Here is a 15,426-nt window from a genome sequence, read left to right on the forward strand (position 1 = left end):
CCTTTAGGGGCTAGGGGCATAGTATGAAAGCCATTATTGATTGTAACAGTTTTTATTGTTCTTGTGAAAGATTATTTCGGCCTGACTTAGAAGAGAAAGCCGTGGTAGTACTTAGTAATAACGATGGTTGTATCATTTCACGTAGCGATGAAGCTAAGGCTTTTGGTGTAGAAATGGCAGGCCCATATTTTAAAGCCAAGCCATTAATAGAAGCGCATGGTGTGGCTACATTTTCATCTAATTATAACTTGTATGGCAACCTTAGTTGGCGTGTGATGGAAACTTTACGCATGTTGATTGGTGCAGCTAATGTAGAAGTGTATAGTGTAGATGAAGCCTTCTTAAACTTAGATAAAGTACCGAAGCAACAACTACATGAAACGGTACGCAATATTAAAGACACAGTAGAAATGTGGACGGGCATAAAAGTATCTATAGGTGTAGCGCCTACCAAGGTTTTAAGTAAGGTAGCCAATAGACTAGCTAAGAAAAATAAGCAAGCCACTAATTGTATTTTAATACTCGATACACCTCGAAAAATAGAGCAAGCATTGCAACGCACAGAGGTTGAAGATATATGGGGTGTTGGTAGGCAATATGCGCAAAAGCTAAGGCATATGCAAATAGAAACTGCCTGGCAGCTGAGCCTTAAAAATATAGAATGGGCACACAAACATTTAGGTGGTGTAGTAGGTGTAAGACTATTACGTGAGCTTAAGGGCTTTGAGAGTATTGTGATGGAAGAAGAATTGGTAAATAAAAAAATGATTGCTACTACAAGGATGTTTGGTAGCCCTGTAAAAGATATTGCTAGCATTAAAGAAGCAGTAGCTACTTACACCTCTAGAGCCGCTGAAAAACTACGTAGGCAACATAGTGCAGCTAATATTATTAGTGTGTTTGTTGTGCCCAAAGAGCCATCAACTACTGGGCGTTTTAGGCATGGGCCAAGCATTAGTGCTTATACTACTTTAGATAATGCCACTTCTATTACTAACCAATTAATAAAGCCAGCTGTACAATTGGTAGATAGTTTATTTGAAGAAGGTAGATTGTATAAAAAAGCAGGTGTAACACTTAGTGGTATTGTACCAGACAGTTCTATTCAGGGCAACTTATTTGTACCTGAAGCTACCAATAAAAGTCGTATGCTGATGGATATGATGGATAATATGAACTTCGCCATGCGTGATGATATTATCAAGTTTGCCGCTAGCGGTACTACACGTAATTGGAAGATGCAGAAGAACTTTCACAGCCCAAGATATACCACTCGATGGGATGAGTTGTATGAGATAGGTTGATACCTTTTTAAAACAACGAACCATTGGTAGTAATAAACTTTGGCTTCTCTAATTGTAAGCCACAAGCTTTGTTTAGTTTATCTACAAGGTCTACAGTAAGTTCTGGTGATGTTGCTTCATCGTGCATGTGCATGAAAAAATAGACTTCTTGTATGTTGTGAGATAGCCAATATTTAATGCGATTTACCCAATCATCTACACGTGTAAAATCTGTTTCGTGTAAGCTATTACCTACATAGCGAATGAATACCTTTGGTACGGTTAAATGCATGTGACAGCACTCTCTTCTACCAGCAGTATCGGTAATTACTGCACCAATATTTAGGGCTGTTAAGGTGGCAAATAATTCGTCTCGTATGGCAGCTTTATTAAACCAATCTGGATGGCGCACTTCTAGGAAAAACTGCATATCGGTTGGTAGCGATTTTAGAAACGCAAACAGTTCTTCTTTTCTGTTAGGGGTAAACGTATCGCTTACTTGTACAAAGGTTGGCCCCAAGTGTTTACCAAATGCCAGAATGCCTTTTAAGAACTCTGTAGTAATAAATTCTTTGTTTAATAAACTGCCACGATGGGTAACACCTTGGTACATTTTGGGGCAAAACAAGAAGTCTTTACCCGCAGTCTTTTCAGCCCATTTTGCTATGCCTTCTGTGCCATATACTTTGTAGTGTGTGGCATTTAATTCTATGCTATTATAGTGTTGCACATAGTGCTGTAGAAAGTCTTTTTCTTTTGTTTTTTCTGGGTAAATTTTCCCCACCCATTCTGTTCTTCCCCATTTGGCACAGCCTAAAAACACTTTTGGTGTAACGACTGGTAAGTCTTGTAATATTGCCTTATTAAATAAAGGTTCATCTGGTAACGTAAAGTTGATATTGTTTAATTCGCTTTCGTGTACACGACCAAATTCCATGGGGTGAATATATTTAGAACGTAAAGTTACGCTTTGATAAAAGCTGAACAAACATTCTACTATTGCAGTGTGCGACGCAACAGGCGGTGATAAGGATTACCACTGCTGGTAACCTAAAAAAACAACTGTAATTACAATCTGAAACCAACACCAAATGTGGCATAAAACATATTGCTACCTCGCTCTGATTGCGATGGATTATTAGCAACCACTACAAGGTTTTGTGGCATAACATAACTTGGTGTAACGGATGCATTGAACTTGCCGCAAACAAATACAATAGGCATCGAAACTTCATAAGATAGGATGTTGAAATTAGTAATCGTTTCGGTGGTTTGTTGTATGTAAGGTACACCTAATAAAGTTCGCTTTTGCTGTTGATAAGTGTTGCTGAAATTTTGTGTACCCGCATACATATATACTGATGGATTAAAGGCAAAAGCCATGTTCTTTAAACCTTTTTTGTAGATGAACAAATGGTCTAAGCCAAAGGTGGCTCCATAGTCTGTTTTGTCGCTGAATTTTAAATCTCCGCCAATGTTAATGTTTACTATTTTATTGGTAAAAGCAGTATTAATGCCAGCTTGAGATTTTAATGCAGATTGTACTAGCAAACGCTTGTCATCGTATATAAATTGGGTATAGAAAATATTACCATTAAAGTGCTTGCTAGCAGGTATTTGATAGCCAACTTCAAGGGTAGTACCTACATATTTGGTAGGTGTAACAGCATTATTAACAAAAATAAAATTACCTGTAGCGTACAAACCAATCTTACTCTCTAAACTGATAGAAGGCAATAGCCCATTGCTTTGTATGCTATCTGTGCGGCCAAAATAATGTAACCTTGTTTGATAACTAACGGAGGCAGACAAATGATTTTTCTTATCTTTTTTTGTGCTGTCTTGCGTAGCTGTATTGGTAGTGTCTGTGGACGTTGCAGACGTACTTTGCTGTGCAAATGATATGGCAGGTAATAGTAAGCCTGCAATTAGTATTAGCTTGTTCATATCAGGTAGTTTTAAAGTAGTAAAAACAGGGGCACTTTGTGCCCCTATATATTGGTATGCTTAATTTTTAGTAGCAGAAACTTTGCCTTGTACAGACGTTTCTGTGGTAGCAGATACTTTGGTATCTTTTATTGATTTTGCTTTTTCAACTTTTGCCTTTGCAGATACTTTGGCTTCTGCTTCTGTAGTCTTGGCAGCTTCTATTTTTGTTTTCGCACTTGCTTCTGCATTGTCAACCTTAGTTTTTGCTGATGCTTTAGCTGCTTCTACTTTTTCCTTTGCCACGGTTTTAGCTTCTGTAGCTTTAGCTTTTGCGTCGTCTTTTATCTCTTTGGTAGGTACTTTTACATTCGCAGATGCATCTACACTAGCATCAGTTGTATTGCTAGCAGTAGTGGCATCATTTGCTTTTGTAACATCTGTATTACTACTTGCATTGGTACTAGCGTTCACATTTACATCGGTATTGGCTGCAATATTTTTGGTAGTTGCAGCTGCACTAGTAGCTGCTGATTTAGTAGCACTTGTTGTAGCTTTTACGGCTGCGGTAGTGGCGGCAGTTGTTGCTTTTACAGCCGCTGTTGTGGCATTGGTAGTTTTACTTATTACACTGCTTACTTTGGTAGTATTAACTGTGGCCTTAGTGGCGGCAGTTGTTGCACCCGAAATACCAAGTTGTGCATGAACATTAGCACTTATAAATGTGATGGCTACAACACCTGCAATTTTGCTGATTAACGTTTTCATAATTTTTTGTTTTTAATGATGTTTTAAAGTTTAATGACAAGAGATGATTTTCAACTTTCATGCCAAAACAAAAAAATACAATTTGTTAAAATACCCTGTAAGTCAATATAGCAAAGGGGTTTGGTAAAAATCTGGCGATATACGAAGCTAGTCTGCATTTGGATTTACCTTGCCGATAGATGCCACTGTTTTAATTTTATTTTTAACAAATTAGGCTTGCAACTATTAGAAAGATAAGCCCTCGGCTTAATTATGCCGAGGGCTTGAAGTATTACTATTTATTTCTTAGCTTTTGCAGTTTTCGTAGCAGCTTTTTTAGCTGGTGCAACGGCTTTTACGGCTGGTGCAGGTGTTTCCTTTTTAGCTTTGGTAGCTTTCTTTTCTACTACTATAGGCGCTACAACAACTGGTTCTACAGGTTTTGTTGTTGCTTTTTTTATAGCTGCTTTTTTAGCTGGGGCAGCAACTTCTACTACTGGTGCAGGTGTTTCTTTTTTAGATTTAGTAGCTTTTGGTGCTTCTGATGGTACGTTTATAAGGCAGTTATCTACAAAAAACTCTTCGCTATATACATAAGCATCTGCATTGCCATCGTTTACCCATCTACCATCACTTAAAAAATAGCGATATTGGTAAGTACCACTTTCTAGTGAAACAGTGGCTTTTAATGAGCCATCTTTTTGTTGTTTTAAGGAGATACCTTGCTCAAAATCCCAGTTGTTAAAATCGCCTAATAAAATACCAGAACTAGCATTGTCTGCTATTTCTGCTGATACTGTGAAAGTAATTTTTTGTGCCATAAATGTTGCTTGTTATACAGTAATGAGAACACTACTTTTGATTAGGAAATATGTTTTATCCGTAATTAATACCTTTTTTGGCAAAAAGTAACCGTTAGCGAAGCTTTATGCTTAATAAATACCTAAACAATAAGAACTAATAATAGGCAGAAGTGCTGCATTTCAGCACTATTTAATGGCGTTAAATTTGTATAAAGCAGCAGGATGGTCTTGTGTCATCTCGCAAGAAAGCCACAAACTTTCTTTATTTAAAAAGGTGATGGCTTCAGTTTGCCATGTATCGTTTTTTTCATTAAGTAAAATTCTTTGCGCTTTTCCACTAAAAAAGTTGTGGCTTTTAAAATTGCTAAATACCCACAGAAAACTACTAAAATGCCCTTTTAGGTAACCAACCAGTAGTACATATTTGCCATCAGAGCTTATGGCTGCATCTGTAACAAGCCCATCAGTATTAAAGCTTCCTAATGCATTTGCTTTGAAATTACCAGGCGTTTTTGGCAAACTGTATAGGCCAGTAGTATTATCGCCCCTTCTTTTGGTAAATAAATAGAGTGAATCTGCAGTTGCAATAATTGATTCACAATCAAAATTGTTATCCTTTTTATCGCCATTAAAAATAGTTTGGTCAGGATAATTAAAGTAAATAATTTCAGCATTTAACTTTTGCTGTGGTATCGTATTGTCAATATCACTTAGCTTAATGCGAACTATTTTCAAATCTTTTCTAGAGCCATCATTATTACCAGCATCCTCTATATAAAGATATTGGTCGTCTTTGGCAATGCCTTCGGCATCAATAAAATTGGTGTTAGCAATAATTACTTCTTGTAAAATATTACCTGTTGCGGTATCTATTCTATAAATACCTGCCGATTTGCCATCGTTGAATGTCCACAAGCCATGTTTGGTAAATACTAAACCAGAACTTTCTTTTAATTTTTCTACAAGTACTGTTTTTAAAACAGGTTTTATGGTTTGCGCTTCGCAAATGCTTAGACTCAAAAAGCATGTAGCTACAAGTAGTTGTTTCATTGGTAACTAAAATTTAGACATGTATTTTTAGCAATGCTCCTTATTTACTCTCTTTTACCAATTTTCTTAAAATAACCCATTGTTTTAAGGCATCACGAGAATCGATAGCTGGGTAGCCTAAAACTTTAGCACCATCACCAAAATTATTAATTACACCTGACTGCCCACCCACTTGCACACCATTGCCAAGGGTTACATGATCTGATATACAAGCACCACCACCTACAATTACGCCATCACCAAGTGTTACAGAACCAGCAAGCCCACTGCTGCCAGCCATTATGCAACAGCGACCCATTTTACTATTGTGCCCTATCTGTACTAGGTTGTCTATTTTACAGCCATCACCTATGGTAGTAGCGCTAAACTTGCCTCTATCTACACAGGTATTGGCGCCTATTTCTACACCATTACCTATTACTACATTGCCTATATGTGGTATTTTTATTAAGCCACGGCCGTCAGGGCTTGGTCTAAACCCAAAACCATCTGCACCAATAGTGGCATTTGGGTGAATAATGCAATATGCACCTACCACACATTTTTCTCTTACCACTGCACCGCTCCAAATGGTGGTGGCTGCGCCAATAGAGGAAGCATCTAAAATGGTAACATTTGGGTACAATGTTACGTCCTTGCCTAGCACTACATGTTTACCAATGTAGCAGCCTGCACCTATTTGGCAGTCCTCGCCAATGGTAGCTGTAGGGTGAATAGTAGCTGTAGGGTGAATGGCTGTATCAAACACAGGGCCTTCTTCTACATACATTTCTAGTACCATAGCCATAGCCACATCGGCATTTTTTACCTTAATGATGGCTTTATTGTCTATTGGCGTAAGCTCAATATCTGCATTAATAATTACCGCACAAGCTCTGCAAGTATCCCAACTTTTAGCATATTTTTTATTGCCTATAAATGTAATCTGCGTCTCACTTGCTTGTTCTAATTGCTCTGGACCAGTAATAGCATGTGTGGTATTACCAATTAGTTCGCCTTTAAGTACCTCGTTAATTTGTTGTATGGTATATGTTTTCATAATAGCAAGCGGTTAGGTTAATTTATGGCTGTATAGGTACGGAAATATTTAATGCCTGTACAGCTATAATATAAATTAACAATTTTACCATCTATCATTAGCACCACGGCTGGAATGATTTTACATAGTATTTGGCTTCAGCGCATTGCGTTGCGTATCTTTTTTTATCAAACTATATTGGTTTTTATTAGATGGCTAGTTGACCGCTACAACTATTTTCTATCTCTTTACTACTATTTAGCTTTTACCTTTAACACCTCTATGAGCGTATTTACTAAGAAATCTACCGTAATTATTACCTGTCACAAAAGGGTATCAAGTTATTTGGCACAAGAGGTAACCAACCTTGGTTTTACTATTGAAGAAACCTTTGTAACAGGTGTACGATTGTATGCAACCATTAACGATTGCATCAAGCTTAATCTTAACCTACGTTGTGCTAGTCAGGTACTTTACAGCATTAAGCAGTTTCAGGCAGAACATACCGATGCTATTTACCGCCATTTGCTCAATTATGCTTGGGAAGACATTCTACCAGCAGACGGTTATTTTTCTATTACCAGTAACGTAAATAACCCCACCATCAATAACAGCATGTTTGCTAACCTTAGGGTAAAAGATGCTATTGTAGATAGATTAAGGGAAAAGCGTGGTACTAGACCTTCAACAGGTGCAGAACTTACAGGTGCGGTTATCAATTTATTCTGGAAAGAAGAATATGCCGAAGTGTTTATAGATACTTCAGGCGATTCATTGGCAAGGCATGGTTATAGAAAAATACCAGGCCAAGCACCCATGCTAGAAGCATTGGCAGCTGCCACCATTTATGCCACCAAATGGGATAGAACATCACCGTTCATAAATCCAATGTGTGGCTCGGGTACACTAGCTATTGAGGCCGCTTTAATAGCTACTAATAGAAAGCCTAGCCTGTATAGAACCAACTATGCCTTCATGCACTTACAAGGCTACGACAATGCAGTGTATCAACAAGAGAGAGCTTTATTAAGCAAACAAATAATAACCGTAGAAGGCTTACAAATAATAGCTACTGACTACAACGCAAAAGCCATAGAAAATGCACAGAAAAATGCAGCCGCAGCAGGTGTACAAAACCTTATACAGTTTGCGGTGTGCGACTTTGCACTTACCAAAGTACCCGAAAATGGTGCTGGCATTATGATGGTAAACCCAGAATATGGTGAGCGCCTTGGTGATATTGATGAATTAGAACTTACCTACAAGCGCATTGGCGACTTTATGAAGCAGCAATGCGGTGGTTATTGGGGCTACATATTTACAGGCAACCTAGAGCTAGCAAAAAAAATAGGCTTAAAAGCCAAACGTAGAATTGAGTTTTTTAATAGCACCATAGATTGTAGATTACTTGAGTACGAACTATATAGTGGTAGTAGAAGAGTGGTATAATAAAGTTTTTAGACCTGTCAGGTTTCAAAACCTGACAGGTCTTGCATATTTTTAATGGCATGAAAGCAGCAAGCATACAAGAAATAAAGCAAGAGCTACAGCACCTTAATCTTAAGGAAGTACAAGACTTATGCCTGCGCTTAGCTAAGTACAAAAAAGACAACAAAGAACTGCTTGGCTATTTGTTGTTCCAAGCACATGATGAAGATAGCTATGTACAAGCTATTAAAGACGACATAGATGCGTTGTTTGAAGACATCAATACGAGTCATGTTTATTTTGCCAAAAAAAGCTTGCGCAAAATTTTACGTATTGCAGGCAAGCATACCAAATACAGTGGCGTTAAACAAACAGAGGTAGAAGTATTGCTACACTTTTGCCAACGGCTAAAAGCAAGCGGCCTTGCCAAAGAAAAAAATGCAGTGATACACAAGCTATACTTAATGCAGGTAAAAAAAGTACAGAAATTGACTGCTGCCTTGCACGAAGATTTACAGTATGATTATTTAAGGCAACTGACACAGTTGTAATTGATAGTTGCTGTTACAATTGTTTGATAAAACGTCCTTATTGTACTTAAAAAGTTTCTGCATAATCTGCGTTTTTTGCGAGAACCAATATTCTGAATAGGCGATTAAAACCAATACCTCACCGATTTCTATCATATAGCTACCAACCATTACGCAACTTTGCCCAACCAATAGCATTAGCTTTTGTTTAACGTATTAAAGGGCGTTTTTCGCACTACCATACTAATCAAACTTATTTATGAAGCAACTGTATTTTTTCCTGTCGTGCTTATTTGTTACGACTATTTCTCTCGCACAAACAAGTGGTACTATTAAAGGTAAATTGATTGATAGCGTAGGCAAACAATCATTAAAAGATGCCTCAATTACGGTGCTAGACAGCAAAGATTCTACACTAGAAGTATTTGGCCTTGCCAAAACTGATGGCACATTTGAATTGAAAAATATTGCCCTTGGCAAAATGATTGTGCAAATTACATTTCAAGGTTATAGACCAGTCAATAAAACTGTAACACTAAGCAAAGAAAATGCAGTAGTAGATTTAGGTGAAGTGGCCATGACTATTCAATCGAAAGATTTGCAAGAAGTAATTGTACAAACAAGCCCCATTACCATAAGAAAAGATACCATAGAATACAATGCAGGTAGCTTTAAAACCAAGCCCAATGCGGTGGTAGAAGATTTGTTGAAGAAGCTACCAGGTGTAGAAGTAGCCAAAGATGGTAGCATAAAAGCACAAGGCGAAACTGTACAACGTGTATTGGTAGATGGGAAACGTTTTTTTGGTGATGACCCTAAAATGGCAACTAAGAATTTACCGCCAGATATGGTAGACAAAATTCAGGTGTACGATGCACAAAGTGACCAAAGTGCTTTTAGCGGTTTTGATGATGGCACACGTACTAAAACAATCAACATTACTACTAAAAAAGATAGGCGTAAAGGCTTGTTTGGTAAAGCAATGGCAGGCGGTGGCAACAACGGCCGCTACGAAAGCAGTTTGAATTTTAACCGCTTTAATGGTAATCAGCAGATAAGTTTTATTGGCCAAGCTAACAACGTTAATCGTCAGGCATTCTCTGTACAAGATATACTTGGTACACTAGGTAGTGCTGGTGGTGGTAGAGGTGGTGCAGGCGGTGGTGGTGCCATTGCTTTAATAGGTGGTTTAGGTGGCGGCGGTAGCAGCAATGGTATTACTACAACAGTTGCTGGTGGCCTTAACTATAAAGATGTGTGGAGTAAAAAAACAGAAGCATCTGGTAGTTATTTTTATAACAATCTAGCTATTGATAGAGATACTAGAAGTTTATCTGAACGTTTTGTTGGTAATAGTGACTCATCGATATTTACCAATCAAAATACTACTGCAAGAACTAAAAACGAAAATCACCGTATCAATTTTAATATTGAAACACAAATAGATAGTAGCAACTCATTAATTGTTAGACCCAATTTTTCTTATCAACAAACAGAAGCGAATAATAGAAGTATCTCTACAGGTACAAAAGGTAAGCTGACTAATTTGACGCTCAATGATCAAACGACCAATAACGCTAGTAGTGGCTACAATGGTAGTATTGATGCGACTTTTCGCCATCGTTTCAAAACCAAGGGCCGTACATTTTCAATAAATCTTACTGGTGGTGCTAATACAAATGATGCTAATGGTACTAACTATGGGAATTATATTGATTACTTAACTGGAAAAGATAGTTTAACAAATCAAATAAGTACAAGTAAATCTGATGGAAGTAATATCAGCACTAATTTATCTTATACCGAACCAATTGGTAAAAACCAGTTGATTGAAATAGGTTACAACTATAGTTATAGAATTAGTACTTCTGATAGACAGACTTTTAAATACAACAATACCACTAAAGATTACACTGATGTGGTTTCACTTCTTACGAATAAGTTTGAGAACGTTAACTATTCTAATAGAGGTAGTCTAGGCTACCGTGTACAAAACGCTAAGTTTAATTTGGGAGCAACCTTAGGCTTGCAGTTTGCAACACTTAATAGCATTAACCAAACAAAGCTTGGCAATGACGTTAATAAAACATTCACTAATTTATTTCCTACTGCCAATTTTACTTACAACTTTACGAGAAGTAAAAACTTGCGTATTAACTATAATGGTAGAACCAATCAACCTAGTGTATCTCAATTACAGCCAATAGTGGATAATAGTAATCTTCTTAGTATTAAACAAGGTAATCCAAACTTGGGGCAAGAGTTTACTAATAGCTTACGTGTATTTTATTCTTCTTTCGATATTTTTAAACTGCGCAACTTGTTTGCGATGTTTAATGCAAGTAATACGAGTAATAAAATTGTAAACAATGTGTATCAGTTTGCAACTAACAAAGACTCTACTACATACGTAAATATGAATGGTGCATATAGTTTAAGTGGATATGTGAACTATGGTTTTCAATTTGGTAAAAATAAAATTCGCTTAAACTTTACAACCAATCTTGCACATAGCAGAGATGTAAGTGCTATACATAACTTTACTTCAGGTGGTAACCCTAATGATACCTTAAACTATACCTATAATAGTTCTATTGGGCAAACGATTGGTACAGGCTTTAACATCAAAGAGAAATTTGACTTAAATTTTACTGCAACGTCAACTTATTTTATTGTTAAAAACACCAATCAGGCAAATGCTGCAAATAATACCAATTATTTCACCCAAAACATTACCATAGAACCAACATATACTTTCAAAGGTGGTTGGGTTTTGGGTACTGATTTAGATTACAATTACACAGGTGGTTTGGCTGCAGGTTATAATGCGAGTGTGCCTTTGTGGAATGCTAGTTTAAGTAAACTATTATTTAAGAACCAGGCAGGTGAGTTAAAAGTAGCTATCTACGATATTCTTAACCAAAATGTAAGTGTATCAAGATCTGTAACTGGTAATACTGTTACTGACCAACAAAGCACGGTGTTGAAACAATATTTCAGCGTAACATTTGCTTATAACTTGCGCAAGTTTGCAGGTGCGGGTCAGCAAATGCCTGCTATGTTTAGAAACATGATGCGTGGTACTAACATGCGCAACATGCCAAGATTTTAAGACATCATTTTTGTAAATACTGTTAAGGGCGAACTGAAAAGTTTCGCCCTTTTTTATGGCAGTACTAGGTGATGCACTTTGCTTTGCTTATTTTGAGTGCTTATTTTATTTAGGTAAACGTTTACAAACTGTTCATGCTAGATACTACCACTGCTAAAACACCTTTTAATATTTTTAAGAACCTTACTTTTTGGGTATTTATAGCCATTGTGTGTGCCATTATTTTAGGCACTGTAAACGCTCCGCTTGCTGTAAAAATGGAAGTATTGGGTAAGCGTTTTATCGACTTGATAAAACTGTTTATTAATCCCATCATTTTCCTAACCATTGTACTTGGCATAAGTGGTATGGGCAACCTTAAAAAAGTGGGTAGAATAGGGGTGAAGTCATTGATTTATTTTGAGATTGTAACCACATTTGCATTGGCTATAGGTATTGCGGTGGCTTACTTGTTGCAGCCTGGTAAAATAGATAAAACGCAAGTACAATTACAAGATCCATCAAAGTTTACAAAAGCCGCTAGTAAAGGCTTTGACTGGCTACAATTTTTTGAGACCAATGTTACGCTACAAGTATTGCTAGTGGCTATTGTAATAGGTATTTTGCTTAATTATTCAAGACATAGAAGACGTGTGGTAGAGAAGCTGACTGTTGTTTCTAAATATGTGTTTCTTGGGTTAAAATATGTGATGTATTTAGCGCCATTTGGTGCGTTTGGTGGTATGGCTTATGCCATTGGCAAATTTGGCCTGCACACATTATTGCCATTGGCAAAATTGATGGGCACCATTTATCTCACTATGGCACTGTTTGTATTTCTAGTATTAGGTAGTATTATGCGCTATTATAAGCTGAGCATTTTTAAGTTTTTGGTATACATAAAAGAAGAGTTGTTGCTAGTGCTAGGTACATCATCATCAGAGTCAGCATTGCCATCTATTATGAGCAAATTAGAGCAGCTTGGTTGTAGTAAATCTGTTGTGGGCTTGGTAGTACCTACAGGCTATTCTTTTAATTTAGATGGCACTTCTATTTACTTATCTATGGCAGTAATATTTATTGCGCAGCTATACAATGTACAGCTTACTGCATGGGAAATGCTGAGTATTATAGGTATCTTGGTGGTAACATCTAAAGGGGCTGCAGGTGTTACAGGCAGTGGGTTTATTGTGCTAGCATCTACATTAGCAACGCTACATAAAATACCAATCGAAGGTTTAGCATTTTTATTGGGTGTAGATAAGTTTATGAGCGAAGCAAGAGCCATCACCAATATTATAGGCAACGGTGTAGCCACTATTGTTATTGCCAATGTTGAAAAGGAATTTGAGCCTGATGATGTACAAGTTTTGGGTGTATAGTAAGCCAATGTAATTACAAACGTAGGCTCTAATCTAGCAAGCGGTTAATTGTAATTTGAAAACACTCCAATCAATTCTACAAATAACTTTTTAATGATGGTGTACGCTTGTTTTATTTTGGCAAACGGTTGATTATAATTTGCAAACACTTTAACTAATTCAGCAAACGACTTTTCGATGGTGGTGTACGCTTGTTTTATTTTGGCAAACGGTTAATTGTAATTTGCAAACACTTCAATTAATTCTGCAAACAACTTTTTGATGGCGGTGTACGCTTTTTTAAGTTTTAGAACGACTCTAAATAAAAAGCGCACATCTTTAAAGTAGATGTACGCTTCTCATTAAATGTATTTAAACCAATTACTTATGCAAAAGGCAATTTTACCACTTTTGCTTTAACCAAGTTGTTACGTATTTCTACAAAAATTTCGCTGTCAATAGTAGAGAATTGTGTGCTTACATAACCAAGCCCTACAGCCTTGTTTAAGCTAGGGGCTTGTGTACCACTTGTTACTTTGCCAATGGTGTTGCCAGCAGCATCTTTTAATAAATAATCGTGACGAGGAATGCCTCGGTCTATCATTTCAAAGCCTACTAATTTACGTGTAATACCAGCGGCTTTTTGTTGCTCTAAAATTGCTTTTGCAGTAAAGTCTTTAGTGAATTTTGTAATCCATCCTAAGCCACCTTCTAGCGGTGATGTAGTATCGTCAATATCATTGCCATATAAGCAATAGCCCATTTCTAAACGTAAAGTATCTCTAGCACCAAGGCCAATAGGTTTTACGTTTAGTTCCATCAATTTATCCCAAATAATATTGGCTGCATTATCCTTGTCTTCAAAGTAAATTTCTACACCACCTGAACCTGTATAGCCAGTAGCACTAATAATTACATTGCCTACACCTGCAATACTACCACGTACAAATGTGTAGTATTTAAGGTTCATAATATCTACATCGGTTAATGGTTGTAGCATTTTGCAAGCATTAGGCCCTTGAATGGCTAGCAAACAAGTTCTATCGCTGATGTTGTGCATTTCTACACCTTCTGTATTAAACGATGAAATCCAGTTCCAATCTTTTTCTATGTTGCTCGCATTTACTACTAGCATGTAGCTTTTGTTTTCTTCTAGGCAGTACACAATTAAGTCATCTACAATACCGCCTTCATTGTTTGGTAAGCAACTGTATTGCGCTTTACCATTGGTAAGCTTGCTAGCATCGTTGCTAGTTACACGCTGAATAAGGTCAAGTGCTTTGTCACCTTTTAAAATAAACTCACCCATATGGCTTACATCAAACACACCCACATTGGTTCTTACGGCAGCATGTTCATCGTTAATACCTGTGTAGCTAATAGGCATATTATAACCAGCAAATGGCGCCATTTTAGCACCTAGGGCAATGTGTTTTTCTGTAAAAGGCGTGTTTTTTACCATAAAAATTATTTGAGATGGCAAATGTAGGTGTTGCAAGAAAGCTATAAGGCAGATTTATTTGGTTGGTCGCTTTATTATGGTCTTATAAATAATGTTGCCACTTTTCTATCACCATGAAATAGTTGTAAGCGCTTAGGTGATAGTTCTATAACGCTATCCTTTCTTGTTTTGCCATTGCGTGTTAATAATAAAAACTTTTTGTCGTCGCTAAAAGCCCAAGTACCTAGTTGTGGATCGCCATTAGATTGTACAGTAAATGTATTATCCTCGTTAAATACATAGTTAGTTTTGGCTGTAATAGCATTTACCTCTTCAATATTTGCTTCCATTTTAGCGGCTTGTTCTGGGTTTGTTTTTTTAGTAAACTCAATAGCTGCTTTCGTCATTGCAGGCACTGAATTAATATCAATGACCCATTTGCCAAGAATATCTTTTTCAGGTGTTATAACCTTTGTAAATGCAGCAGCTGAAATGAAAATAATCAGTAGTAATAACCATTGTTTTCTCATAAAATTGAAAATTTAAGATAGTTAAAAGTACACGCAAAAGCAATGATTACAAATACTTGTTAGTAAACGATACAATAAAAATAAAAAAGCCCCGCAGCACATGGCTGCAAGGCTAAAACCTCACCCAACTATTTACTTAACTAACTCAAGTTGCTAGTTAATTTTCTTTAGCTGTAAAGCAAACAGGAATAATGCTATTTTCAGGGGGAAGCCTTTAA

General features: G+C 36.9%; 13 protein-coding genes. 5 read left to right on the forward strand and 8 right to left on the reverse strand.

Annotated elements, in window-relative coordinates; all coding sequences use genetic code 11:
* The first annotated feature begins 23 nt into the window (after window positions 1-23).
* The gene (locus tag ACT9TX_RS13275) at window positions 24-1,304 is read left to right on the forward strand and encodes a Y-family DNA polymerase (RefSeq protein WP_481338869.1); all 1,281 of its coding nucleotides are present in this window, start codon (window positions 24-26) and stop codon (window positions 1,302-1,304) included.
* 7 nt (window positions 1,305-1,311) lie between these two features.
* Here the strand turns inward: ACT9TX_RS13275 and ACT9TX_RS13280 are convergent, their stop codons facing one another.
* The 6 genes from ACT9TX_RS13280 to lpxD form a co-directional block, all read right to left on the reverse strand.
* On the reverse strand, window positions 1,312-2,220 hold the full coding sequence (locus tag ACT9TX_RS13280; RefSeq protein ID WP_481338871.1) for a DUF72 domain-containing protein: 909 nt from the start codon (window positions 2,218-2,220) through the stop codon (window positions 1,312-1,314).
* 131 nt (window positions 2,221-2,351) lie between these two features.
* Complete coding sequence (locus ACT9TX_RS13285; protein ID WP_481338872.1) at window positions 2,352-3,230, reverse strand: hypothetical protein; 879 nt, start codon at window positions 3,228-3,230, stop codon at window positions 2,352-2,354.
* Between the two features lie 60 nt (window positions 3,231-3,290).
* A complete protein-coding gene (locus ACT9TX_RS13290; protein ID WP_481338874.1) occupies window positions 3,291-3,977 on the reverse strand; it encodes a hypothetical protein in 687 nt (228 codons plus the stop codon).
* A 278-nt stretch (window positions 3,978-4,255) separates the two neighbouring features.
* Window positions 4,256-4,777 (reverse strand): isoamylase early set domain-containing protein, encoded by a 522-nt coding sequence (locus ACT9TX_RS13295; RefSeq protein WP_481338876.1) that lies wholly within the window; start codon window positions 4,775-4,777, stop codon window positions 4,256-4,258.
* 168 nt (window positions 4,778-4,945) lie between these two features.
* Window positions 4,946-5,809 (reverse strand): YncE family protein, encoded by an 864-nt coding sequence (locus ACT9TX_RS13300; protein ID WP_481338878.1) that lies wholly within the window; start codon window positions 5,807-5,809, stop codon window positions 4,946-4,948.
* Window positions 5,810-5,849: 40 nt separating this feature from the next.
* On the reverse strand, window positions 5,850-6,848 hold the full coding sequence (gene lpxD / locus ACT9TX_RS13305) for a UDP-3-O-(3-hydroxymyristoyl)glucosamine N-acyltransferase (RefSeq protein WP_481338880.1): 999 nt from the start codon (window positions 6,846-6,848) through the stop codon (window positions 5,850-5,852).
* Between the two features lie 261 nt (window positions 6,849-7,109).
* On the opposite strand from lpxD, the gene ACT9TX_RS13310 reads away from it, so the two are divergent.
* From ACT9TX_RS13310 to ACT9TX_RS13325, 4 genes are all read left to right on the forward strand, one after another.
* On the forward strand, window positions 7,110-8,276 hold the full coding sequence (locus ACT9TX_RS13310) for a THUMP domain-containing class I SAM-dependent RNA methyltransferase (protein WP_481338882.1): 1,167 nt from the start codon (window positions 7,110-7,112) through the stop codon (window positions 8,274-8,276).
* A gap of 59 nt (window positions 8,277-8,335) precedes the next feature.
* The gene (locus ACT9TX_RS13315) at window positions 8,336-8,806 is read left to right on the forward strand and encodes a hypothetical protein (protein ID WP_481338884.1); all 471 of its coding nucleotides are present in this window, start codon (window positions 8,336-8,338) and stop codon (window positions 8,804-8,806) included.
* A 238-nt stretch (window positions 8,807-9,044) separates the two neighbouring features.
* Window positions 9,045-11,897 (forward strand): outer membrane beta-barrel protein, encoded by a 2,853-nt coding sequence (locus ACT9TX_RS13320; RefSeq protein ID WP_481338886.1) that lies wholly within the window; start codon window positions 9,045-9,047, stop codon window positions 11,895-11,897.
* A gap of 134 nt (window positions 11,898-12,031) precedes the next feature.
* Window positions 12,032-13,258 carry a cation:dicarboxylate symporter family transporter gene (locus tag ACT9TX_RS13325; RefSeq protein WP_481338888.1) on the forward strand — a complete coding sequence of 409 codons (1,227 nt, stop codon included), beginning with the start codon at window positions 12,032-12,034 and terminating at the stop codon, window positions 13,256-13,258.
* 364 nt (window positions 13,259-13,622) lie between these two features.
* On the opposite strand, the gene gcvT is transcribed toward ACT9TX_RS13325, so the two are convergent.
* Both gcvT and ACT9TX_RS13335 read right to left on the reverse strand, forming a co-directional pair.
* Window positions 13,623-14,699, reverse strand: coding sequence for a glycine cleavage system aminomethyltransferase GcvT (gene gcvT, locus ACT9TX_RS13330; RefSeq protein WP_481338890.1), 1,077 nt, complete (start codon window positions 14,697-14,699; stop codon window positions 13,623-13,625).
* A gap of 74 nt (window positions 14,700-14,773) precedes the next feature.
* On the reverse strand, window positions 14,774-15,208 hold the full coding sequence (locus ACT9TX_RS13335; RefSeq protein ID WP_481338892.1) for a lipocalin-like domain-containing protein: 435 nt from the start codon (window positions 15,206-15,208) through the stop codon (window positions 14,774-14,776).
* Window positions 15,209-15,426 lie beyond the last annotated feature (218 nt).

This window comes from Parasediminibacterium sp. HNIBRBA5674, assembly GCF_056745525.1.